Genomic DNA, 23,969 nt, shown 5'->3' on the forward strand with positions numbered 1-23,969 from the left:
ACCTAATTAAAACAATATTGATCATGAGAAAGCTAATGATGCTTGCAGCCATGTTGCTGCTTGCGGTGACATTCACCACTTCTTGTAAAAAAGACAACAAACCACTGAGCTTAAATCTTAATCCGGTAGGTACACTGGCTACCCCAAATGATAATGCAGACGTAAAACTCGAACCAAATACTGCTGCGAGTGTGCTTTTTAAATGGGATGCACCGGATAACAATGACGGAGGCCTTATCCTTTACGAGGTTGCGTTTGACAAAGAGGGGGGCGATTTCAGCAAACCGGTAACCAGGATTTTATCTGATGGTGCTGGCGTACAAACACAGTTGACCATCAGTCATAAAGATCTTAATAAAATAGCCAACGCTGCCGGCATTGCCTCTTTAAGCGCGGGTAAGCTTAAGTGGACAGTGATAGCATCAAAAGGAACAAATGCCAGGCCAGGATCAGCATCGCGTACGTTGCAATTGGAGAGACCCGCGGGCTTTGCCGAAAACCCTGTTGATCTGTATATCACAGGTTCTGCCACAGAAGGTGGGACCGATATAAGCAAAGCTGTCAAACTTAAAAAGACCGAAGATGGTGTATTTGAAGTGTACACATCACTAAAGGCAGGAGATTATTATCTGACTGATAAGAATAGCGATGGTGGGAAAAAGTATTACATAGAAAATGGCATCATAAAGGAGGGCGCTGCAACCGTTAGTGTTTCCGGAGAAGCCAAAACTTATCGTCTGAATTATGATTTTACTTCCGCCACTACAAAATCAATGCAGGTACAGTCGATAGGTTTATATATGTCTGCATATGGCACGGAGATAGGAACCCTTAATTATATTGGTAATGGTGTATTTGAAGCGCCAAAAATTGCGGTGGAATTTTACCAGTTCTCATGGGGACGCGATGAACGGTATAAGTTTATACTGCACACAGCCGCCGGTAATGAATATCAAGGTAGTACAAATGCTAATAACGTTGCACCTGCAGGCCAGCCTGCATCCTACTTTTACCTGGTACCGGTTACAAACGCACAGTGGGATAACACCTACAAGTTTGACCCTTCTGCAGATAGAAAAAATGTGAAGGTTGATGTTATGCTACAACCAACAGCTTATACTCACAAAGTAACTGTCCTTTAACATCACACAGCCCCACATACAGAATGGGGCTGTTTAAGCTATCGTTATGAAAAAATTACTCTTAGGATTAACCGCTGCAATCGCTGTTTTGGTTACCTCATGCGGCAAGGATAAAGACATCAATCCCGGCACAGGTGGAGGTGGCACAAAACCGCCCGTAGATCCGCCCGTAACAGCTGTTGATTACCTGTCTTTGGCGAAAGAGACCAGAAATTTTATTTCCAATAATCTACTTACGTCAAACTTCAGCTACCGGGCCAACACGACCACCCACGCTAACAACTGTTATGAGTGGTATAACGTAAGCCAGATATATGCTGATGCCGCACTCATCGCAGCGGGCGATGCTTCGCAAGCTACCTACATGAACAGGACTTTCCAGTTCATGGAGAACTTTTGGGATAAAACTGATCTGCGTGGGGGCTACTTTGCCTCAGTAAATCTTAACGGCACCGGCGCGGCCGGTGATAAGTTTGTTGATGATAATGGTCTTACCGGCATGGTGTATCTTGAAGCTTATGAAGTTACCAATGGTGCTGATAAGCCGGCCTATCTTGCAAAAGCCAAAGCATGTGCCGACTGGTTGATAAACAGCGGCTTGTGGGATAGTACATATGGCGGGGGATTCTGGTGGAATACATCAAAACCCGATAAACCAACACAATCAAATGGCGTTGCCATGCAGCTTTTTGCGAAACTGTATATTCTTACCGGCGAGACCATTTACCGCGACTGGGCGTCGAAAGTGAATGATTGGTTAGTGATGAACATGTTTGATTCGGCAAGCGGGCTATACATCTGGAAAGTTGATGGCGGTGGTGCAGGCACTAAACATTATGAAAAATTCACTTATGATAATGCCATCATGCTGGAGGCTGACATTCTTTTTGGACAGGCGATAAAAGATCCGTCCTATCTGGCAAAAGCGCAGGCTATAGGCAATGCAATGAATGCTGTGCTGTGGAACGCACAGTATAAGGGGTACATTTTCAACACCGACCCGACTCAGACCCGCGTCAATCCGGCATGGTGTGGTTGGGGTTCCCAGGGAATGATAAGATTGTACGAACAGGATAAAAACGAAAAATGGCTTACCTACGCCCGTAACAACATTGATGCTTTGAATAAAGCTAACCGCAATGCCGATACCAAGGCCTATTATTATTTTGCAGGTTTTTCAGGGAATGATCGTTCACCGGAAATTGAAGGTGTTGATCAGGCCTGGATGCAACGTATACAAGCCATGATGTCAAAATACCCTAACAAATAAGAAGGAGCTTTTGCTCTGATAATCTAATTTACATGAGACTTAATTATTTCGCTATAGCTGCCTTCGCTGCATTTGTATTGGCCGGTTGCAGTACCAAGCGCGAGAGTATTTTAAAATATGTTGACCCAAATATTGGTACAGCTCATAGCCGCTGGTTTTTTTATACACCTGCCGCAGTGCCTTATGGTATGGCAAAGCTTGCACCATCAACAAACGGGAGCTATGGCAACCCTTCAGGTTGGGAGGCGGTTGGTTACGATACCCGCCAAAACTCCATTGAAGGTTTTGTTCATTTTCATGAATGGCAAGTTGGGGGCGTAAGCTACATGCCTACTACCGGGAGTATCATAACCAAACCAGGTGATCTTGAAAGAAAAACACCTGGTTACCGCTCCGGTTTTGACAGGAAGAATCAGGTGGCAGAACCTGGTTACTATCGTGTACTTTTAGACGATTACCACATCACAGCTGAATTAACAGCTACTAAGCGCGTGGGTTTTCAGCGATATACTTTTCCTAAAAATGATCAGTCACACATTATCCTGGATATCGGAAATAAACAAGGTGAAAGTGACATAGTGACCAATGCCAATATTAAAATGCTTGATGACACGCACTTCGAAGGCTTTGTTAGTACCTATCCAAAATATGTAAAGATCTATGATCCGGAAGGGAAGGTGAATATGTATTTCTATGGTGAGCTGAGCAAAAAGCCTGTAAGCGTAACCGCTTTTACGGCGGAGCAGATATTTGACAAAAAAAATAATGCCGAAGGCAAGGGCGCTGGGCTGGTCTTAAATTATCAGACAACAGATAACGAAACCATCGAGGTGAAAACTGGCCTTTCATATACATCAAACGCCAATGCTAAAGCTAATTTCATGGCCGAGGCTAAAAACCTGAGCTTTGACCAAGCTAAAGAACAGGCGCAGCAAACATGGCAGGAGCAACTCGGTAAAATCCATGTTGAAGACAGCAACCTTCAAAACAAAACAAAATTCTACACCGGTCTTTTTCATGCGTTGTTGGGCCGTGGTATCGCCAGCGATATCAATGGTGACTATCCTAAACATGGTGGCCAAACAGGCCGTTTACCATCACAGGATAATAATAGCTTAAAAGCGGAATTCATCAACTCTGATGCAATCTGGGGCGGGTTCTGGAATATTACCCAATTGTGGTCACTGTCATATCCGGAGTGGTATGGAAGTTTTGTGAATACTGAACTTCAATTGTATAAAGATAAAGGCTGGTTCGGCGATGGTATCGCTAACAGCGAATATGTATCAGGCGTGGGTACCAACTTTGTAGGGCTTGCGGTAGCTGGTGCATATAACGTTGGTATCCGCAACTATAATGTAGACCTGGCTTATGAAGCGGTTAAGGCTAATGAGCTGAATTACAAGAACCGTGCGGTAGGCGCTGGCAAATTAGATATCAAAGCTTTTTTAAAGTACGGATATGTGCCTTACTTTGACCAAACCGGTCGTGATTTTGTGACCGATTCAACCGGGTCAAATTTTGCCGGTTCACATACTTTAGAATATAGCTATAGTGCTTTTGCAGCTGCACAAATGGCCAAAGCCATGGGTAAAACTGCAGATTATCAGAAATTTATCAAACTGTCAAATGGCTGGCGTTATATCTTCAATCCACAAAATAAGCTGATGCAGCCTAAACGCGCCAACGGCAGCTTCATCGAAAAGTTTGATCCTTACCAGCCATGGCGCGGTTTCCAGGAAGGCAACGCTGTACAATACACGTTTTATGTACCGCAAAACCCAGCTGCACTGATTACTGCTATAGGTAAGACTAATTTCAACAAACGCCTCGATAGCATTTTTGCCGTTTCAGAAAAACAGGGCTTCGGCGGTGGTAAAACTATCGACGCATTTGCGGGTATCAATTCCATCTATAATCATGGTAACCAACCTAATCTTCACATTAGCTGGCTTTTTAATTTTTCAGGCAAACCATGGCTTACCCAGAAATGGACAAGGGCGATAGGACAGGAGTTCTACGGTACAGAACCTGTGCATGGTTACGGGTACGGTCAGGACGAAGATCAGGGCCAATTGGGATCATGGTACGTCATAAACGCACTTGGCCTGTTTGACGTAAAGGGTTTTACTGATCTGAGGCCGGTAATTGAACTGGGCAGCCCGCTTTTTGCAAAAGCAAGTATCACACTGGGTAATGGTAAGAAGCTCATCATCGAAACGCAAAATAACTCAAAAGAGAATGTGTATGTTCAGTCGGTCACATTCAATGGCAGAACATTGGATAACTGTTGGCTATACCTCGATGAATTAATGAAAGGTGGCGAATTGAAATTTGTGATGGGGAGCAAGCCAAATCTATCCTGGGGCACTAAGTTTCCGCCGCCGTCGGCTCAATAATATTGGTATGAAAAATCTATTGGTACGAATATCAGCGGTGTTGTGTTTTTTGCCCTCCATCGTGTTTGCTCAAGTAAAAGCCGAGGAATATAAACAACGAGCCGAGGCCATATATCAATTGGTGTGGAACCGATACCGGGTAAACAAATACCCGGGTCTTTTTTCCGAAAATTATCCGACAGGAAAAAGCGACTCGCTCAATTATTTTCAGGGCGAAGCCGTGAAAGTAAAGGAAGTCAGCTTTTTGTGGCCTTTTAGCGGCGTATTTACAGCCACCAACATCCTGATGAGATGCCCTGGGCTCAAAGCTAAATATAAACCTTATCAGGATACTTTAGTTATCGGGGTTGAACAATATCGCGATCCATTGCGTAAGCCTCCAGGCTACCAGGCTTACCCCGTTGAATTTGAAAAAGCTGATCGTTACTATGATGACAATGGCCTGGTGGGTATTGACTACATGGAATCTTACTTTAACACGCGTAACCCTTTATATCTACAACGTGCCAAAGAAGTTTTTAAATTTATTTTAAGCGGATGGAACAGCGATGTTGGTGGCGGCGTCGCCTGGTTAGAAGGGCATAATGATCAGAAACCTGCCTGTAGTAATGGCATGGCTACGTTAACAGCTTTAAAGATATATGAAGGCTGCAAGGAGCCGTACTATCTTGAGCAGGGTAAGCGCTTCTACAATTGGATGTATTCAACCCTACGCGATTCTACTACCGGGATTATAGCTAATGACGTGAAGCTTGACGGCAAACAAAATCGGACTTTTTGGACATACAATACAGGGTCCCTAATAGAGGCTGCAGTTTTAATATACAAATTTACCGGTGAAGCAAAGTATCTTATGCAAGCCAGACAGTTAGCTGCAAGCAGTAACAAGTATTTCAGCAACTTGCCGCACGACAGAAATTTGCAGATGCATATTGATGTTCCCTGGTTTTTAACAGTGCTATTCAGAGGTTATGAAGCACTTTACAAAATTGATAAGGATTACCGATACATCTCAGCTATTGAGCATGATCTCAACTATGCGTGGCAAAACTCCCGGGATAAATACGGCTTTATAACTAAGACCTGGTTGCCTGAAAAAAGCCAATTGGAAAAGCCGAAATGGTTGCTTGACGAAGCTTGTATCGCGGAGCTTTATGCAAGGTTGTATCTTATCAAAAGGTAGATATTGATTTTATAAGGTTTGTGTTGATTGCCAATGCAGGAATAAGATCAAGATATAGTCATACCCGAAAATCACTCATTTAAACCTTTCAATATCTTTTCGGAAATACCTGAACAAATTTATTAGACTTGGTCGAATCTGCCTACTTCTCCGCAATGGCTTAATTATCGTTATTTGATGTTTCTGAATATTAAGAGGCAACCGATAAAGTAATCGAATAATTTGATCTGTTTTGATTGAATTTGAAAGAAGTATATCTAATGTAATAAAAACGACTTATAATCAAAAGTTCATTTAAGGGTTCGATCCCTCGCGGAATCGAACCTAATAAATATCCGACAAATCAATCTTGGTGGCTGTCGTCTTAAAACACTTATTGAATAATGATAGCATCAGTAAAATAACAATCAATGTTAAACTGTGCTTTAAGCAATTAATTTGATTGTAAATATTCTATAAAAGATTTGGTTTTCCTTCCCAATAACCGCTCCAGATCTCCTGATTGATGATCAAACTCGCCTTCTTCGATTGCAACCACCCAACTGGTCAGGAAATCAGCAACTTTGCGAGGCGTTCCTTTAGCAACAAATTTGTCTATATATTCTTCTTTTGAGATAGTTGAAAAGGAAACAGGCTTGTGGAATGTTTCGCCAAATACGTGTGCTATATCCTCAAACGAAATCAATTCACTGCCACCTAACGAATAGGTTTTATTTTCATGTCCGGCGGTGGAAAGTATCTCCGCATGAGCTTCTGCAAGTTCATCTCTTGTTGCAGGTGCCATTTTTCCATTAGATGCCGGGATTTCAATTCCATCTTCAAGCGGATGCGCACCATAATATAGAGATAAGACGTCAGTAAAAGGCGGATGATAAACAATAGTGTAATTAAGTCCTGACGATCTAAGCAGATGCTCGGTAAACAGGTCTGATTCCGTGATCTCCGGCATTATCCTTCGTGAACCTTCTTTGCGCATAATAGCCATGTATACTATATGCTTTACACCTGCCTGGCGAGCGGCAGTAATAACATTATAATGCTGAGTAAACCTATCAGAAAAGGCGACCGCACTCGTAAGCATTATTTTGTTGATACCTTTAAAGGCGTTTAAAAGTGATTCGTAGTTGAGGTAATCACCTATACGCATCTCAACGTTTTGTTCAATCAAACCGTCATTCACGTCTATTTTACGGGATAGCCCGATAATGTCACTCGGAGGTACACCCTTTTTTAATAGATGGCTTACTGTAAGTTTTCCAATTTCTCCGGTAATACCGGTAACCAATATCTTTAACATAGCGTTAATGGATTAAGTTATATTACCAAGTCTGTTATGGGAGTGGTTATTCCCGCAAACTTGTAGGGTCTTTTAAGGTCATTTTGGCTATTTCGTCTTTGCGTTTAAAAGCAACGCCCGTATGCTTTTGCATATATTTTATCAATTCTGTTGCAGCCCTAACCATTTGCGGCGTGCCGCTTACACGATCGTGGAAAGTTACCGAGAGCATTCTGCGGCGGGTTGCTGCTTCTTCATAAAGCTGGTCAAACTCCATTTTTATTTGAGTAAGATATTGATCAGGGGAGAAGTTCTTCAGTTCGATCATACCCAGGTCGTTGTTACGAACGGTGTATGGAACAACTGCGAAATCTTTGTTATTAACGTTAATAATAAAAGGCTCATCTCTGCTCAGGTCGTCGATATGGTAAATACAACCAAGTTCCTGCAATATCTTCAGCGTGTTTTGGCTGCGGCGCAAAAAGTTTGCGTTATAGCCAACCGCGGTTTTTCCTGTTACTTTTTTAATAGCGTCCAGGCCGTCTTTAATAAATTTCTTTTCTTCTTCATAAGACATGTCATATTCATCTTTCCAGGTCATGCCATGGCCAGATGCTTCGTGCCCGCGGTCTACAATCTCTTTTGCCAATGCCGGATTTTTTAGAACGGCCGAGCCAACCATGTGGGTTGTTACTTTTATACCCAGTCTATCCCAATTGTCAAGCATACGTGGGATACCTTCTTTGTATCCATATTCATACCAGGTAGCTGCCGGCAGATCCTTAAATCCCGGTTTCATGTTAGGCGGAAAAGGGCTTGGGGCATTATCGGGCTGGCCGCCAGCCTCAAACAACATCGTAGCAGAAACAACAAGCCGTGATCCGTCTGCCCACTTAGATGGTTTGGGGTCAAAAGATGTTTTGTTGATCGGTTGGGCTGTCGTTTTATTTACGCCAAGTATGCCTGCCATCGATAGCAGGCCGGTTTGCTTTATAAAATCTCTTCTATCAGACATAATGATTTTTATTGTTAAGTGATAAGCTGCCTTTAATCAGGCAGCGTTATCCGGTTTATCAATTAATAAAGGCCTTGATTAAATTTTGAGATGGCGGCTTTTGGATCGTTGAAGTAGTCGGCGTGTTGGCGGCCTGCTTCACCAACAAAAATTTCATACTGGTCTTTAATGATACCGTTATAAATTTCTTCAGCAGCTACTTCCGGCGGTAAACCGTGCTGCTCGCCACCCATATCCTTGGTAGCGTCTGTATTGATCAGTGAAGGCATAACCTCGAAAACTTTGATATTGGTATCTGATGATAACGTTAAGCGCAAAGACACCGAGTGTGAATGAAGGGCTGTTTTAGCATCTGAATAAGTTGGTAAAACCACCAGCGGATGGAAGGCTACATTAGAAGTAATATTTACAATGCCCGCTTCGGGTTGTTTCTTTAAGAGCGGTAACAAAGCTTCTGTTAGGCGAACAGGTGCAAAATAGTTGGTTTCAAATTCTTGCCTTGCCTTATCAAATGCGTTTGCACCTTCGCCGAGTTTATAAACAAATCCCACGCCGGCGTTATTGATAAGCACGCTTAGATCACCATATTCACTTTCCAGTTTGGCAACAAGGCCATTTACAGATTCCGTGCTGGTCACATCTCCCACAATGTAATTGACACCTAATTCATTTGCTGCCTTCTCTAATTTTTGAGCATCACGGCCTGTAATGATCACTTTATTGCCTTTTTCGCTCAATAGTTTTGCCGTCGCATATCCAATGCCCGAACCGCCACCGGTTACCAATACTGTTTTCTTTGTGATTTCCATGACTTGTATGGTTTTAAAATTATAGTTAAATTTGCTTGCTTTTTGCAAGTAAACAAAGATAGAATTATTTACTTGCAATCTGCAAGTGTAATTTATAATTGTAGTGTCATGAAAGAAATTATCCACAGATCAGACTGTCCGATATCTTTTTCCCTGGATTATTTGGGCGATAAATGGACTTTATTAATACTAAGGGATCTGATGTTTACAGAGAAATCCACTTATGGCGAATTTTTGACTTCACAGGAAAAAATAGCTACCAATATCTTGGCCGACAGATTAAGAGTACTGGAGACCAATGGCTTTATAACATCAAATGTGTCGCCAGAAAAGAAGAACAAGTTTATTTATAGCCTCACAGAAAAAGGAATTGACCTGGTACCTGTTATAGCTGAATTTATGATCTGGGGATCAAAATATGATTCTTACGAAGTCAAGGACATTGTTAAAAAACTGGAAAAGGATAAAGAGGATACTTTAAAGGAGATCCGTCAAAGATTATTATCTCGCATTAGAGCCAACGCTTCCACGTGATTTGTGATACACAGCCATAAAAGTTAGCTCTTAGATATATGATAATCTTGAGCGTAGCGCTTTAACATGTTAGCAAGTACGTCCGCAGCTTTTTTGCGATAAGTATTAGCCGGCCAGGTTATGGTAGCATCCCTACTCGTCTCTCCGGTTATTTTAATGGCTTTCAGATCAGGAAACTGGCTTACCGAAGAACCCATGAGCACGGTACACCATTTTCCGGTATTTACCAATTGCAAAAGCATATTAATATCATTTACTTCCATCCTTACATTTAGCGAAACCTGATGCTTACTAACCATCTTGTTAAAAAAATCGCGAATACTGTAACCTGTCGATGGCAATATCAATGGCAACGTTTCAAGTTTTTTTAAGCTTAAATGTTGGTTTTTAGCGCAGGGATGATCCTGATGTACTATCAACGCCAGACATGATGAAAAAAGCTTTTCAGATATATAAGTCGCGCTTTGCTGAACAGGAAGAAAAGAAAGCATCAGATCAATGTTTCCGTCCGCCAATTTTATCAAAAGCTCCTTTGTTGTTCCGAAGCCGATCTCTAAAGTTACACCGGGTATCTTTTCACTAAAATCGACAATAGCTTTTGTAAGCACATGTATCAATCCGTAGGTAACGCCTATTGTCAAGGTTCCGGTTTGCAGGTTCATCAGATCCTTTAGAATGTTTCGACCATCCTCCGCATCTTTAGCAGTTCTTTGCGCATACGGTAAAAATAAATGCCCCCCTTCCGTTAGCCTCACACGTTTACCGATGCGATCAAACAGCAAAATCCCTAACTCATCTTCTAATTGCTTTATTTGCTGCGAAAGCGTGCTTTGGCTGATAAACAATTGGTTAGCTGCTTCAGTGAAGTTATGTAGTTCAGCAGCTTTTATGAAGTATTTCAATTGTCGCAGTTCCATCAGAAAAAATGTTTTACTAAAATAAGCTTAAATCGGTTTTATCTATATAGGCAATAGAAAAAAAGCGTTTAGACGATTAATAAAAAGCATGGAAATTTGAATTATAATCAAAAAAAGCTCCATGGAAATTAAACAAACCCCGGAAAACGCTTTATCTCATTCTACAGTAAAAGCAATTATCAATGCACCTATCGAAAAAATTAACATTGCCGATTGGTTGCTAAACCTGCCCGACGCTGAATATCAAAAATGTTCGGTAAACCATATTGCGGCTGGCGCAACCACTACCTACGACGGCCAACCGATGTCCATAAATGTCGAAATGATTGGAGACGCGCTCGTAATTCAGCATTACGTGGCTACAGAATACCGCGCTGATTATTGCCGCATGCTTTCTTTATCTGATGTGATCGGTAAAAATGGTCGCAGCAAAGTGCAGGTGTTATGGGAACTAAAAGCTACGGCAATAGACGAAAACTCAAGTGAGTACACCAACGAGATCCACGCCACCGCAACTCCGGAGTTTTTTAGCTTTACTAAAGAACACGGTATCTCCCTCGCCGAAGCCGCCGCCGCCCGCCAGGCAGCTTCTGATATTCACAACCACGAAGAAACGCCACTATTTGCCAAAAGCATTGAGCATAAAGCTTTAACCGGCACTTATAAAATAAATAATTATATAGCATGGAAAACCATTTAATCAGGTTGATTAATTTGCCTGCAGGCAAACCAAAGGTAACGGACTTTTCGCTGGAATATGAGCAACTACCTTCTATAGCAGACGGTGAGTTACTGCTTAAAACGCTTTATATTTCCGTTGACCCTTACTTGCGCGCAAAAATGTCTGGAGGTCACCAGCCCCCTTTAAACGCCGGTGACGTGATGTACTCACGTGCGATAGCCGAAATAGTAGAATCCCGAAACCAAAATTTCAAAAAAAGCGATCACGTAATCGGCTTTCTGGAGTGGAAAGACTACGTGATCTCTAACGGTAACGGCCTAAGTAAAATTACCAAAGATGCAACATCACTAAGCGTATACCTTGGAGTATTAGGATCAACAGGATTATCGGCTTATTTTGCGCTAAGAGATATTGGCAAGCCTAAAGCGGGAGAAACTATGGTTGTTTCAGGCGCAGCCGGTGCCGTTGGCAGTATAGCAGGGCAAATAGGTAAACAGCTGGGGTGCCGGGTTGTTGGTGTTGTGGGCTCTGATGAAAAAGCCAGTTTTATAAAGAACAAGTTGGGATTTGACGAAGCGATCAATTATCGTAGTACTAATAATATTCAAAAGGCTGTAAACAGCCTTTGCCCAAATGGTGTAGATGTTTATTTCGATAATGTGGGTGGCATAATTTCAGATGGAGTAATTATAAACATGAATGACTATGGCCGGGTAGTGGTATGTGGCTCTATTGCCAGTTATAACGATACCGAAGTTGACCTTGGGCCTCGACTTTTACCGCTGATCGTCTATAAAAAGCTATTGGTGCAGGGCTTTTTAATAGCCGATTATACAAAGGAATTTGCCAAAGGCATATCCAGCTTACAAACTTGGTTAAATGAAGACAAGATCCATTATGCAGAAACTATTTTAGAAGGTTTGAATCGTTTGCCCGAGGCGTTTGTAGGGCTGTTCGATGGCAAAAACGAAGGGAAAATGGTAGTGAAGGTTGCTTAAAAAACAAAACACTAAAATAAGTTGACAATTATCAACAAATATAGTTGACTTTTATCAACTTAATATTATATTTGCTTTATGAAAAGAGAAATAGAGCAGATAAGGAGTTTTAATCGTTTCTATACCAATCATCTTGGCTTACTTAACGAACATATTTTAAATGGCCCGTATTCGTTAGCGGAGGCCCGAATCTTATTCGAGATAGGCTTGCACCAACCGGTTACTGCCCAGCAATTGACATCATTACTTGGGCTTGACAAAGGTTACCTCAGCAAAATAATTAAGATGTTCACGAGTGATAGGGTTATCGTACGTACATCATCTGAAGAAGATTCCAGAGTTTACGAGATTAGCCTTACCAGTGAGGGGTCAAAGATTTTGAGTGAGCTTCAGGGTAAGTCAGATCAGCAAATAGCTGATTTTTTAAAGAGGCTTTCGGGGGATGAGGTGGACATGCTGGTCAACTCAATGAAAACGGTGGAGAATTTGTTATCTGCCGATTACAGCAATAAGATACTATCCCACCAGGTTAATTATCGCGAAGGTTTAAAACCAGGCGATGTGGGTTATCTCATCTACTTACATGGCGTATTGTATGCCCGCGAATCAGGCTATTCACAAGAGTTTGAAGGCTACGTTGTTAAAACTTTTTATGAGTTTTTAGAACATTATGATACCGGTAAAGACAAAATATGGCTGGCTACCTATAATGAGCAGATCATCGGCTGTATAGCAATTTTGGCTAAACCAAATAACGAAGCCCAACTAAGGTGGTTTTTGGTTCATCCGGTTTTCAGGGGTACAGGGGTTGGTAAACATCTACTTTCTACGGCACTTACATATTGCCGCCAGCAGCAGTTCAACAACGTTTACTTGCTTACTACAGATGTACAGCAAAGAGCTATTGCCATGTACATGAAGGCGGGCTTTATGCCCTCGGCATCGGTTGAGCAAAAGCAGTGGGGCAAAACGCTGCACGAAGAACGTTACGATCTTGACCTATCTGAAAATAAAAATAAAGTTGCTTGAATGATGATTAAAACTCCTTCCTAATACAGGGGACAAAATGCACTTTGATAATCTGGTTTATCAAAGTGCATAAAGCTTTAGGTTATCTTATCAATCCGTTTAGAACAGCAGCGTTTAATCCCACGGATTGATAATGTTTGCGCGCAATTTCAAGAATGGTAAAGCCATCGTCATAGGCTAACATATTACCATCTTTTATCTTATCGATGTAGATAAACCCTCCTGTCACCACAAATAAAATCATGGCAGGTTCTGTGTCGATAGCTTCAACAACAAGTGTATGTGCTTCACCGGCTGGTTCGTAAATAAAAGTTCCTGGTTTTGCCTTCCAATCGTGTTCAAGATAATGCCAATTACCTCTAAGCGTGTAACCAATTACGGAAGTCGAATGAAAGTGTGGCGGCATTTGCGCGCCGGGTTCTGCTTTTAATATTACTACAAAGCCACCATTGCTCAAATTAAACTGGCATGGTTGAAAGGCAACCCCCGGCCCGAATGGGATCCAAAGGCGCTCGTCGTCTAAATTCGTGTTTACCGTATAATCGGTTAGTTGGCGCTGTCCCGGCAGCAAACCGTCTGTAAAAAAGCTAAAATGTTGAACTGGCATAATGTATTCAGTTATGTTACTTGTTGTCAATTTTATTAATTGCTGCAACTATCTGCTGGCTTATATTTCTTCCACCTATTTGCACAAATCGGATTACGCCCTGAGGGTCAATTACCATTGAGGTTGGAAATGAATTTATCTTGTAAAGATCACCAACGGCATCAGCATTTTGAAGATGGGTGTAATTAAAAGGATGAACTGTCAAAAAGCGTTTAATTTCCTTTGCATCATTGCGGCCTAACGCTAAGAACACAACCGAAGCGTTTTTATAACTTTTTGCCAACTCGTTTAACTCAGGCATTTCCTGTATACAAGCCGGGCAGGTGGTAAACCAAAAGTTGAGAACCACGGTTTTTCCTTTAAGGCCATTAAGCTTCCACTTTTTGCCGGCCAGATCTGTTAAGATAAAATCTGGTGCAGGCTTGTTTATCAAAGCATCTAGACTTGCCTTCTCCTCTGCTTGCTTTTGTAGAAATTCGTCTGTCATTGGTGAAACTGCTATTACGTCGGGGGCAGAGTCGTCGTGTTTCATAAGATAGCCACGGCTTCCCCAAGCTTTGTTGACGCTGTCCAATCTGTCAGCGGTGACAATCTTACCGTCTGGAAGTTTATATTTTGATTGGTTGCTTTGCTGCGCACAAGCGGAAAGCGAGATCACTAACAGCAATGTAGCGCTTAAGTATTTTTTCATAATTTTTTTCTGCCAAAGTTAGCGGCTGCCTCCTGGACGAATGTTAAAAACAAAAGGCTTAGTGTTAACGAGTGTTAACTGCTTTGAATGATGCTTGTGATAAACGTTATCTTTGTTTTTAGTGAAGCAGAGATTTCGACTTACTTTTATAATAGCCACTATTACAGTGATATGTATAGTGCTTTTCCAGATATACTGGCTTTATTACAATTTTGATAATGCGCAGCGCAGCTTCCGTATAACGGCTGTGCATGCGCTTGAAAAAAGTATAGACCGGTATCAATCGCTGCAAGTGGAGTTACCTACCTCGCTCAACTATAAAAAGCCATCGCTTACCGTGTTCATGCGTACCAAACCAAGTGTGGAAGCATTTGACCTGGATACACCAAAGCGCAAAAAGGTTTTTGATGCCGAATTTCACACGGTTGCAATAGACAAGCAGCACGAACCTTACGTAAGAGCACTTATTGCAAGATTATTGACCCAGCAAGAGCATAAGCCGCTTGATTTAGAAGCATTAAAAAGCATTTATGTAAAAGAGCTCTGTAAAGATGATATTGTTATGCCGGTAACTTTAAGCTTGCGCAAAAATCCATTAAATGTTTCACCCGATGAGGTTGCCACCAGAATTGATTTTTATAAGTCGCCGGTAGTGATAGCAGCCAGGCTTGATAGCAGTGGTTGGATGCTGAGGCACAACCTTCTACCGGCTGTGGTATCGTTAATATTGATCTTACTTGCTGCCGGTAGCCTTTGGTACATAGGCGTAATTATAAAGCGACAATTAAAACTCGACAGGCTTAAGAACGACTTTATCAGCAATATTACCCATGAGCTGAGAACGCCGTTGACCATCCTACGCTCATCTAACGAAGCCATTGCCAAATTTGCTGTTGCCACTAAACCTGAGCGGCTGGCGCGATATACCAGCATCAACTCAGACATTATTGATAAATTAGAAAGCGAAGTAGACCGAATAATGGATATAAGCATTATAGATAGCAGATCCGGAACAGCGAGAACAGAAAAGGTTGACCTGCATGAATTGCTTAAAAATGTAATACAACGGTTTGAATTGATCGGCGGTAACCGGGTCGATTTAAATCTTCCTGATAGGCAAGTTATGGTAAATACCGATCCGTACAAGATAGAAACGATCCTGAACAACTTGTTAGATAATGCTAACAAGTATGCAGGTGATAAATCAACGATAACAGTGGGTGTTGTTATCAATTCTGCTAATTGGCAACTAATTGTAAATGATAATGGACAAGGTATCAGCCGTGAAGACTTGCCCTATATTTTTGATAAATACTATCGGGCAGATAACGGCGACCTGCATGATGTAAAAGGCTACGGTTTGGGCTTAAGCCATGTTAGGGCTTTGGTAGAATCCTTGAAGGGGAATATTACTGTAAAAAGTGATATTGGCCAGGGCACAAAATTCATCATAAACTTCCCGGTATCATGATCAAACCCTCGATTTTATTAATAGAAGATGAGCCGATCTTAGCGTCAATTGTTAAAGAGTCGTTGGAGAGCCGTGGATTTGAAGTTGCCGTAGCCGGTAACGGCGTTGAGGGGTGGAGCCTTTTTAATTCGCTTAAACCCGCTTTGTGTATAGTTGATGTAATGCTCCCGAAAAAAGACGGCTTCACTTTAGTAAGAGATATCAGAACAGTAGACAAGCATATTCCCCTGATCTTTTTAACCGCAAGAACACAAACAGAAGATGTGTTGAAAGGATTGGAGCTTGGCGCCGACGATTACATGAAAAAGCCATTTAGCATGGAGGAGCTGATATTGCGCATAAAGGCGTTATTGAGACGAACCGAAAGCGAGGAAGGTAGCATTGAAGACATATCTGTTTATCAATTGGGAGACCTGCAATTTAACTATCAGCGATTGTTGCTTAAAAGCCCCGATGATACTGCTTATTTATCTCAGCGTGAGGCTGACCTTTTGTTGCTGCTGCTGCAGAATAAAAACAAGTTGCTCGATCGTAAGTCTGCATTGTTAAAGCTTTGGGGAGAAGACAACCGCTTTAATGCCCGTAGCATGGATGTTTACATAATCCGATTACGGAAATTTTTGAAAAGCGAACCTTCAATTTCAATAAAAAGCATTCGGGCGCAGGGCTATAAACTGATTGAAGCTTGAAATATTTGCTATCGCTTATCTAACCAGTTCAGGAACGTGGTCGCCTTGTCCTTGCCTACCAAAAGCTTTTCCTCTGTAGAAAAAATCAATTTTACAAGTAGCTTTCTTGCGAAGTAGTGCTCCACTTCCTTTATCGCCTTAAAGGAGACCAGATATCGCCGGTTGATCCTGAAAAAAAGTTTTGGATCAAGTTGGCCGCTCGTTTCCTCCAAAGATCCATCGATCGCATATTGTTCACCAGTATTTGTGACGATCGTTGTTGTCTCGTTTCTCACAAATATGTAAGCGATGTTGTCTGTAGGTACCGGTTGGTATTTGCCGTGGTGATATACCAGGAAGCTCTGTTTCCACTCAGGTTCGTGTAATTGCAAAAGCTTGGCTATCAGCGCCGCATCCGGTTGCTGCGCTTTCTGATACAATCCAAGCTTATCCAATTTATCAAAGGCAGCCTGTATGGCATCAGGTGAAAATGGCTTTAGAATGTAATCCACACCATTTGCCCGGAATGCGTCCAGTGCATACTCGTTAAATGCAGTGCAGAAAATAACGGGACAGGTAATCTCAACTTGTTTAAATATTTCGAACGACAGCCCGTCCGCAAGCTGGATATCCATAAATATAAGGGCAGGTTGTGGTTGCTGTTGTAAATGGGCTACAGCGGAAGACACCTTTTGCAAAGGGCCTTGCAACATACTGCCAGGCCGGATGGTTTGTATCATCCGCATCAATGCTTTCCCGGTTTTTACCTCATCTTCAATCACCAATATATCCATCGTACGGAAGTTTAACTGTAAAGTTTTGTCCATCACTTTCCACCTCTATCAGTCGGCCTGTCAAATGCTGAAATCTTTGCGTAATGTTATCCAAGCCTAATTTGGTAGATGGTTCGGGAACCTGTTTTGGCTGTAAGTTGTTGCTGATAAGTATGCCGTTTTGGTATGAATATATCTTGATCACCAAAGGTTCATCTAACGAAACCACATTATGTTTAATAGCGTTCTCCACTAATAACTGCAACGTAAAGCCAGGGATAGGCTGGGCCAATGCTTGCTCGCTCAACTTTATTTCTATAGCAATGCCATCCTCAAACCTGGCCTTCAGTAGATAAAAATAAGCATCAAGCACTTTTAGCTCCTGCGCTACCTTAACCTCATCAGCATTGCGTGCCTCAAGGCTAAAGCGATAGAAATCTGCCAGCTTCAAAATGAATTCACCCGAATGCTCATCTTTTATATCCACCATTGATTTGAGCGTATTGAGGCTGTTGAATAAAAAGTGCGGATTAACCTGTTGTTTCAATAATTCATAACCTGTTCTAAGGTGTTCAGCCTTTGTACGTTCCAATTCCAAGCCTATCAGATGGTTGGTATAGCTTTGGTAAAGCAGGTAGATAAACATGTAGATGGTGAGATTTATGAGTATTCCCCTGAATTGGTACATCAGCATCATTGAAGTAAGCTGTAATTGATTGATGATCCATACTTCTGCAAATACCAGTCCGGCCATCACAACAACACCGATGATCAAACTTCTGATCAACCTGATACCAAAAAAGCGCGTAGTGATCTTATCACTCGAGAATTTGGGTAAAGTGTATAAATTATAATACCACACATACAGCGAATAGATAAAGGCGATACTGCAATCTATAAGCACCTCGCCCATGCTTATCTGCAAGCGGAGTATCTTGGGCAAAGAAGCGAGTACACCCATAAATACCGATGATATCCAGATCATGCGAGGTGAAACCCGAAACACGCTTGAACTGGCTTGCTGTATGTACCGTTGCAGGATCATGGTTGTATTAATGGCTGCTGTGCAAGGATAAAACGAATGCGGTCGCCATTACCAACGGTATCCTTAATGGCAATAAGTTGTTTGCCTGCAAGCTTTTGATATGATAAACGGTCATCTCCGTCAGCTTTCGTTAAACGCTCAACAGAGATAAGATCGCCAGGTATACGTGCGCCAAACCAATGCGGATCTTCCTGCTGATGCCAGGTCACTAAAGTAAGAGAGAAAGGGGATGACGCCGAAATTCCATGTTTCTGCAGCGCAGCCTCAGCTCCCTTATCACCATAAAGTACGGTATTGGTGTTGTCCTTAGTATTATAAAACGAAGATAATAGGCGTTGATGAAGATCAGAAATACTGAATGTGCCGGGCAATGATGCTTTTTTATTGATCAGTTCTGCAGGCGGGGTAGTTTGCTCACAACTTGTAAAAAGGGAAACTGAAATTATTGCTAACAAATAATATGGCGTTCTCATTAGTTCTTGATTGGAAAGGTAAATACAAAATCATTGTTTTTCATCGGTTGATGACAATTGGTACATTCTGTAGTGAACATGGCGGTTTTACCGTAAGGTACCAGCTTGGGTGTTTTGAACCGGGCAAAGCCCCAGCCATTGGTCGACTTGTATTTTTTACTATCCTTTATCATGAACTCTACTTGTTTGAACGCACCCGCGGATATATTTCCCTTACCATCGTCCAATTTATCCCAAGCTGCTTTTGCGAAGATGGTACCGTCTGGCCAGGGATTATTCTTGCCATTTTTTACCGCTTTGACAGCGACATCGTTGCCATAGATGACCCGCATAGTGCCGTTATCAAACCTGTCTGAGGTACTTATCACCTGCCAGTTTTTATAATCAGGAATGTAGGTGATCCCATTGAGTGAAACAGGTAAATCATTTTGCTTCTCACTGTTGATGGTTCGTAGTTGCTTGTCGCGGTCATGAAGTTTTGCCGTATCGTTAGTGATACTATGAAGCTGGCCAAGCAAATAAGCTTTTAATTTTGATAATTCTTTTTCAGATACCTTAGAATCAGGATGCACTATCTGATAACTTTTTATAGGCATCGCTCCGGCTTCTATCTGGTTAACGGCTTCCCATAACTTGGCCTTTCTGTCGGCTGGAGCCAGTTTATCCCAGTGCGAAAAGTTCAAGCCTTTACGGCCTTCTCGTACATCTGCTGCAACCTGCCAGTAAACCGGTTGTATCTTATCATACCACCGCACGTTGGTCTCGTTAGAATGACAGTCGTAACAGGCGCGAACAAATACATCTTTAACTTCTTTTGGCGCATCAAGATCTCCTGTAAGAAGAGGATGGTCTATCTTGGGCCGGAAGAATTGGAGGCCGAGCAATATAACAGTTAAGCCTGCCCCGACAGTTAAGAAAAACTTTTTCATCATAGGTAGTTATTTATTAGTAATTGATGCAAATAAGCGTTCAGTCACTTTATCGATGAAACAAAAAGCAGTGAAAGCGGCAAATTTAAGGTTGAACCGGACAAGTTTTGCGATAACGTCTATACTAATCTACGTAGTTTTTAGATGTGTCAATTAATGGGTAAAGTTCTAATGAAGCTAAATAACACTCAAAAACGTCTCGTTTGGACTTCGAATGAAACTTATCTGTTTTAAAGCACAATCAAACTTATTTCCCTACGGGCTACTAATAACGCCGGTTTCTTACAAGAGATCGGCGTTTTTTGTTGATGGTGCGCGTAATAGGTAAAATTTTGGTGAAACTGAATGACACGGAAACATGCTGAAATAAGACTTTAAAAAAGTCCGGAATTCCCTCATCAAACAACTCGTCTCCACAACTTTGCAGCAAAAGCTTTTCTTAAATATAATGTTAAAACCAAACTTACCTGTCATCAAAATGGGTAAATTTTTTCATTAACATTAAAAAAAGAAAAAGTAAAAAGATTATCGAATTAAATATTGAAGTTAATGTAGATGTAAACTATAAATTTTTACGAAGATGTCGTCTCTTATTTTCAGGGATTTTGGTCGCTGATTAAAGCCTTTTTAACATCATTGTTATGCTGGTTGTTTTTAGAGCAAGTTATTTATTCGGCGAAATCGTTTATAAATACTAATCTTATTAACCAAATAAACTTCAAAACTCTTTTTAAAACTTAACAAAAAGTTAACCTCTCATTTCCTGATACAATTTTAATGTAGATTAAATTTGCGCCGGTTATGGAACTGATTGCATCTGATACGCCCCCATTTAATATTGAGAAGTTTGAAGAGGTGTTTAAAGCGCATTATGCTGCCCTTTTCCGATACGCGAGATCGATTGTGAAAGATGACGACCAGGCGAAAGATGTTCTGTCTGACATGTTTCTCAACCTTTGGTTGCAAAAGGACAAACTCCATATCCAAAATATAAAAGCATATCTCTTCCGTTCTGCGCGTAACGCTGCACTCAAAGCGCTGAATACAAATAACACAGATGCACTAACAGAAGAATGCTGGGATATTTCTGAAGAATCTTTTAATCCGCTGGAAAGAATTGTTGCCAAAGAAGCCATCAAAGCAGTTGAGCAAATAATGAACGAGCTACCACCGTTACGTAAAGAGATCATTCACCTTCGCTTGTGCGGCCTAAAGAATCACGAGATTGCAAAGGCGCTTGATATCAGTGAGAAAAAGGTAGAATACAACATGCGCGAGGCCATTGAACAACTAAGCTTTTACATGAACAACCGCAATTTTGACAAAGCTACGATTGCTGGTGGCCTGTTAGCTATTAACATAATCTTCACACTTCTTTAACAATTTCTTTTGGTGGGCTACCGATGATTCTTACTCTTTAATAGAAAGCATCAATAGCATAAACTAAAAGATATGTCTACTAACAGAAGAGACTTTATAAAAGCGCTCGGCCTATCGGGCGTGGCCTTAACCGCGCCAGCAATTGCCGGTGCAAACACACAGGTATTAACCGCTGAAAGTACTGATATCACCAACCTTACGCTTAAAGGCAAGGTGCAAAGCAACGGGCAAGGTATAAGCGGCGTTCCCGTTACTGATGGTATCAACATTACACTTACCGATAAAAATGGTAACTACAGTTTGTTGAGTAACAAAACTGTACAGTTTGTTTATATCACTATCCCGGCTGGCTATGCTATACCACATAACAAAGGCATTGCGCAGTTTTTTAAAGCCATTGATACCAAGCAGAATTCGTTTACCGCAAACTTCCAGTTAGAGCGCCTGGAGCGGGACGAAAAAGACCATGTGTTTGTGGTTTGGGCAGATCCGCAGATCATCTCTAAAAAAGATGGTGAAGCTTTGATAAGCCGTTCTGCGCCCGATCTGCGCGATCTTGCTGCAAATTATCCTGCCGGGACATTGATACACGCAATTGGCTGTGGCGACCTGGTTTGGGACCATTTCGAGTTATACGACGATTATCGGCAGGCGGTAAATATTACGGGTGTTCCGTTCTTCAGCATCATAGGTAACCATGATATGGATTTGGATGCCCGAAGCGATGATTACTCGGCATCTACCTTTAAGAAAAATTTCGGCCCTACTTACTATTCCTTTAACCGCGGTAAGGTCCATTACATCATGATGGATGATGTGTTCTTCATCGGTACGGCAAAGCGCTACATCGGTTATTTTACCGAACAGCAGTTGCAATGGCTGGAGCAGGATCTTAAACATGTACCGCACGGCAGTACCATTATCGTATCGTCTCATATCCCAACCAATACGGGTGTTAAGCGTCGTGCTAATCTTAAAGAAGATGAGTTAGGTGGCGTAGTATCTAACCGGGAACAATTGTACAAGATACTTGCACCGTATAAAGTGCATATCATGTCGGGCCATACACACATGAACGAGAAATGGGAAGAGGGGAATATTATGGAGCACGTACACGGTACCGTGTGCGGTGCGTGGTGGACGGGCCCTATATGCAGTGATGGCACTCCAGAAGGTTATGCTGTTTACGAAATACAGGGCAGCGAGGTAAGCTGGTTCTATAAATCGACTGGTAAACCTAAAGATTACCAATTAAGGATATATCCGAGAGGTTTCCTTAAAACAGCAGCTGATGAAGTTGTAGCCAATGTTTGGAACTGGGACAAACAATGGAAAATTGAATGGTTTGAGGATGGTAAAGCAAAAGGCATTATGGAACAACGCACGGATTTTGACCCGTGGACGGTAGAACTTTACGCCGGACCGCAACTACCTAAAAAGCATAAATGGGTTGATCCTACCTTAACCGATCACCTTTTCTTCGCAAAGCCATCGGCGGGGGCAAAAGCTATTAAGGTTGTAGCTACCGACAGGTTTGGCAAACAATACTCGCAAGAGATCCAACTATAATTTTTTCTACTTCAGGTGTAGGGTTGCCTGTAATGGGCGGCCCTTTTTTATTTCAGGTGGCTCTTAACAATTTATTCATAAACGCTTAACTATTTCTTTTGGTGAAAGCAGCGCATCCGCAACTCTTAATATAAAAGATCGCCGGATGAATTGGGAACTATTGATACGCTACCTCAACAACGAAACCACAGTGCATGAAAATGAAACCGTGCAAGCCTGGTTAAACGAGCAGAGCGAAAATAAGCTGATACTTAAGCAGCTGCAAAACAAGCAAACGCAATTATCAGAGCCGGTGAAAGAGGATGTGGTGCAGGCGGAGTGGACAAAACTTGTGGAAAGGATATTTGAACAGCCTGCCGCTAAAACGCGCAGCATTAACAAATTATACACACTCACCGGCATAGCAGCCACCGTATTGCTGGCTTGCTTCATGGGCTGGTTTGCCATGAATAATAAAGGCGCCAAACCGGCGGCTCCAGTGTTGGTAAAATCAATATCCGAACGGCGTGAAGTTATCCTGCCGGATGGCTCTAAGGTTTTTATGGCGCCAAACTCAAACCTTGAAATAAGCGGCGATTTCAATGCTCAAAACAGACAAGTAAAACTTACCGGCGAAGCTTTTTTTAATGTGAAGCATAATGCAAAAAAACCATTCGTCATCACTACCACAAACCAAACAAAGGTGAATGTGCTGGGCACATCATTCAATGTATATAGCCGGGCAGGGTTGGCAGAAGAAGTAAAAGTTGCTACCGGCTTAGTTGGTGTGGTATCAGATAACAAGACAACTTTCTTAAAAGCCGGTGAACAGTTATCACAAGATGTTATTAAACACGATAGCGTTAAAAGCCGCACAGATATGCGCGATGCGCAGAGCCTGCTGAACGGCACACTGTACTTCAGTAAAAGCAGCATTAACCAGGTAGCGGATAAGCTGGAGCGCTACTATAACATCAACATACAGGTTGCCCCATCAGCAGCTAAACGAGCTGCATTTACAGGAGAAATGAAAGACTACGGCATCACTAAAGTGCTTGATGGTATCGGCTTCGCTACGGGTACCAAATACAAATTCATCAATCCGCAAACAATCCTATTATTCTAACTAA

At 41.8% G+C, this 23,969-nt stretch carries 23 protein-coding genes; 13 read left to right on the top strand and 10 right to left on the bottom strand.

Annotation, left to right across the window (positions count from 1 at the left end; genetic code table 11):
- Nucleotides 1-23: 23 nt before the first annotated feature.
- Genes FPZ42_RS14555 through FPZ42_RS14570 form a run of 4 tightly spaced genes read left to right on the top strand, consistent with a single transcriptional unit; the run spans nucleotide 24 to nucleotide 5,994 of the window.
- Complete coding sequence (locus FPZ42_RS14555; RefSeq protein ID WP_146272387.1) at nucleotides 24-1,142, top strand: SusE domain-containing protein; 1,119 nt, start codon at nucleotides 24-26, stop codon at nucleotides 1,140-1,142.
- A 46-nt stretch (nucleotides 1,143-1,188) separates the two neighbouring features.
- On the top strand, nucleotides 1,189-2,412 hold the full coding sequence (locus FPZ42_RS14560) for a glycoside hydrolase family 76 protein (RefSeq protein WP_146272389.1): 1,224 nt from the start codon (nucleotides 1,189-1,191) through the stop codon (nucleotides 2,410-2,412).
- A 32-nt stretch (nucleotides 2,413-2,444) separates the two neighbouring features.
- On the top strand, nucleotides 2,445-4,811 hold the full coding sequence (locus tag FPZ42_RS14565; RefSeq protein ID WP_146272391.1) for a GH92 family glycosyl hydrolase: 2,367 nt from the start codon (nucleotides 2,445-2,447) through the stop codon (nucleotides 4,809-4,811).
- 7 nt (nucleotides 4,812-4,818) lie between these two features.
- Nucleotides 4,819-5,994: a glycoside hydrolase family 76 protein gene (locus FPZ42_RS14570; RefSeq protein WP_146272392.1), complete on the top strand. Its 1,176-nt coding sequence runs from the start codon at nucleotides 4,819-4,821 to the stop codon at nucleotides 5,992-5,994.
- A 433-nt stretch (nucleotides 5,995-6,427) separates the two neighbouring features.
- Here the strand turns inward: FPZ42_RS14570 and FPZ42_RS14575 are convergent, their stop codons facing one another.
- The 3 genes from FPZ42_RS14575 to FPZ42_RS14585 form a co-directional block, all read right to left on the bottom strand.
- Nucleotides 6,428-7,291, bottom strand: coding sequence for an SDR family oxidoreductase (locus tag FPZ42_RS14575; protein ID WP_146272394.1), 864 nt, complete (start codon nucleotides 7,289-7,291; stop codon nucleotides 6,428-6,430).
- A 46-nt stretch (nucleotides 7,292-7,337) separates the two neighbouring features.
- Complete coding sequence (locus tag FPZ42_RS14580) at nucleotides 7,338-8,285, bottom strand: polysaccharide deacetylase family protein (protein ID WP_146272396.1); 948 nt, start codon at nucleotides 8,283-8,285, stop codon at nucleotides 7,338-7,340.
- A gap of 62 nt (nucleotides 8,286-8,347) precedes the next feature.
- The gene (locus FPZ42_RS14585; protein ID WP_146272397.1) at nucleotides 8,348-9,094 is read right to left on the bottom strand and encodes an SDR family oxidoreductase; all 747 of its coding nucleotides are present in this window, start codon (nucleotides 9,092-9,094) and stop codon (nucleotides 8,348-8,350) included.
- Between the two features lie 108 nt (nucleotides 9,095-9,202).
- Here FPZ42_RS14585 and FPZ42_RS14590 point away from each other — a divergent pair, with 108 nt between their 5' ends.
- The gene (locus FPZ42_RS14590) at nucleotides 9,203-9,628 is read left to right on the top strand and encodes a winged helix-turn-helix transcriptional regulator (RefSeq protein ID WP_146272398.1); all 426 of its coding nucleotides are present in this window, start codon (nucleotides 9,203-9,205) and stop codon (nucleotides 9,626-9,628) included.
- A gap of 23 nt (nucleotides 9,629-9,651) precedes the next feature.
- On the opposite strand, the gene FPZ42_RS14595 is transcribed toward FPZ42_RS14590, so the two are convergent.
- Nucleotides 9,652-10,545, bottom strand: a complete 894-nt coding sequence (locus FPZ42_RS14595) for a LysR substrate-binding domain-containing protein (protein WP_146272400.1) — start codon at nucleotides 10,543-10,545, stop codon at nucleotides 9,652-9,654.
- Between the two features lie 121 nt (nucleotides 10,546-10,666).
- On the opposite strand from FPZ42_RS14595, the gene FPZ42_RS14600 reads away from it, so the two are divergent.
- From FPZ42_RS14600 to FPZ42_RS14610, 3 genes are all read left to right on the top strand, one after another.
- Entirely contained in the window at nucleotides 10,667-11,245 is a 579-nt protein-coding gene (locus FPZ42_RS14600) for a hypothetical protein (protein WP_146272402.1), read from the top strand.
- A complete protein-coding gene (locus FPZ42_RS14605; protein WP_146272404.1) occupies nucleotides 11,230-12,225 on the top strand; it encodes an NADP-dependent oxidoreductase in 996 nt (331 codons plus the stop codon). Before FPZ42_RS14600 ends, FPZ42_RS14605 begins: the two co-directional genes overlap by 16 nt.
- Before the next feature lie 78 nt (nucleotides 12,226-12,303).
- Nucleotides 12,304-13,254: a bifunctional helix-turn-helix transcriptional regulator/GNAT family N-acetyltransferase gene (locus tag FPZ42_RS14610; protein ID WP_146272405.1), complete on the top strand. Its 951-nt coding sequence runs from the start codon at nucleotides 12,304-12,306 to the stop codon at nucleotides 13,252-13,254.
- Between the two features lie 82 nt (nucleotides 13,255-13,336).
- On the opposite strand, the gene FPZ42_RS14615 is transcribed toward FPZ42_RS14610, so the two are convergent.
- Nucleotides 13,337-13,861 (bottom strand): 2,4'-dihydroxyacetophenone dioxygenase family protein, encoded by a 525-nt coding sequence (locus FPZ42_RS14615; protein ID WP_146272407.1) that lies wholly within the window; start codon nucleotides 13,859-13,861, stop codon nucleotides 13,337-13,339.
- Nucleotides 13,862-13,877: 16 nt separating this feature from the next.
- Nucleotides 13,878-14,552: a peroxiredoxin family protein gene (locus tag FPZ42_RS14620; protein ID WP_315898399.1), complete on the bottom strand. Its 675-nt coding sequence runs from the start codon at nucleotides 14,550-14,552 to the stop codon at nucleotides 13,878-13,880.
- A gap of 121 nt (nucleotides 14,553-14,673) precedes the next feature.
- Between FPZ42_RS14620 and FPZ42_RS14625 the strand changes: the two genes are divergently transcribed.
- Together FPZ42_RS14625 and FPZ42_RS14630 are read left to right on the top strand one after the other, a co-directional pair.
- Entirely contained in the window at nucleotides 14,674-16,023 is a 1,350-nt protein-coding gene (locus FPZ42_RS14625) for a sensor histidine kinase (protein WP_146272408.1), read from the top strand.
- Nucleotides 16,020-16,712, top strand: a complete 693-nt coding sequence (locus tag FPZ42_RS14630) for a response regulator transcription factor (RefSeq protein WP_146272410.1) — start codon at nucleotides 16,020-16,022, stop codon at nucleotides 16,710-16,712. The genes FPZ42_RS14625 and FPZ42_RS14630 overlap by 4 nt, the downstream gene beginning before the upstream one ends.
- An 8-nt stretch (nucleotides 16,713-16,720) precedes the next feature.
- On the opposite strand, the gene FPZ42_RS14635 is transcribed toward FPZ42_RS14630, so the two are convergent.
- The 4 genes from FPZ42_RS14635 to FPZ42_RS14650 are packed head-to-tail and all read right to left on the bottom strand — an operon-like array spanning nucleotide 16,721 to nucleotide 19,914.
- Nucleotides 16,721-17,518 (bottom strand): LytR/AlgR family response regulator transcription factor, encoded by a 798-nt coding sequence (locus tag FPZ42_RS14635; RefSeq protein WP_222431591.1) that lies wholly within the window; start codon nucleotides 17,516-17,518, stop codon nucleotides 16,721-16,723.
- Entirely contained in the window at nucleotides 17,466-18,509 is a 1,044-nt protein-coding gene (locus FPZ42_RS14640; RefSeq protein WP_146272411.1) for a sensor histidine kinase, read from the bottom strand. Before FPZ42_RS14640 ends, FPZ42_RS14635 begins: the two co-directional genes overlap by 53 nt.
- Nucleotides 18,506-18,982 carry a hypothetical protein gene (locus FPZ42_RS14645; RefSeq protein ID WP_146272413.1) on the bottom strand — a complete coding sequence of 159 codons (477 nt, stop codon included), beginning with the start codon at nucleotides 18,980-18,982 and terminating at the stop codon, nucleotides 18,506-18,508. The genes FPZ42_RS14640 and FPZ42_RS14645 overlap by 4 nt, the downstream gene beginning before the upstream one ends.
- Complete coding sequence (locus tag FPZ42_RS14650; protein ID WP_146272415.1) at nucleotides 18,982-19,914, bottom strand: cytochrome P460 family protein; 933 nt, start codon at nucleotides 19,912-19,914, stop codon at nucleotides 18,982-18,984. The genes FPZ42_RS14645 and FPZ42_RS14650 overlap by 1 nt, the downstream gene beginning before the upstream one ends.
- A gap of 798 nt (nucleotides 19,915-20,712) precedes the next feature.
- Between FPZ42_RS14650 and FPZ42_RS14655 the strand changes: the two genes are divergently transcribed.
- The 3 genes from FPZ42_RS14655 to FPZ42_RS14665 all read left to right on the top strand — a co-directional run bounded on the left by FPZ42_RS14655 (nucleotide 20,713) and on the right by FPZ42_RS14665 (nucleotide 23,965).
- Nucleotides 20,713-21,291, top strand: coding sequence for an RNA polymerase sigma factor (locus FPZ42_RS14655; protein ID WP_146272416.1), 579 nt, complete (start codon nucleotides 20,713-20,715; stop codon nucleotides 21,289-21,291).
- Nucleotides 21,292-21,363: 72 nt separating this feature from the next.
- On the top strand, nucleotides 21,364-22,860 hold the full coding sequence (locus tag FPZ42_RS14660; RefSeq protein WP_146272418.1) for a calcineurin-like phosphoesterase C-terminal domain-containing protein: 1,497 nt from the start codon (nucleotides 21,364-21,366) through the stop codon (nucleotides 22,858-22,860).
- 145 nt (nucleotides 22,861-23,005) lie between these two features.
- A complete protein-coding gene (locus FPZ42_RS14665) occupies nucleotides 23,006-23,965 on the top strand; it encodes a FecR family protein (RefSeq protein WP_146272420.1) in 960 nt (319 codons plus the stop codon).
- Nucleotides 23,966-23,969 lie beyond the last annotated feature (4 nt).

Origin of the sequence: Mucilaginibacter achroorhodeus, from assembly GCF_007846095.1 — a bacterium.
GTDB lineage: Bacteria > Bacteroidota > Bacteroidia > Sphingobacteriales > Sphingobacteriaceae > Mucilaginibacter > Mucilaginibacter achroorhodeus.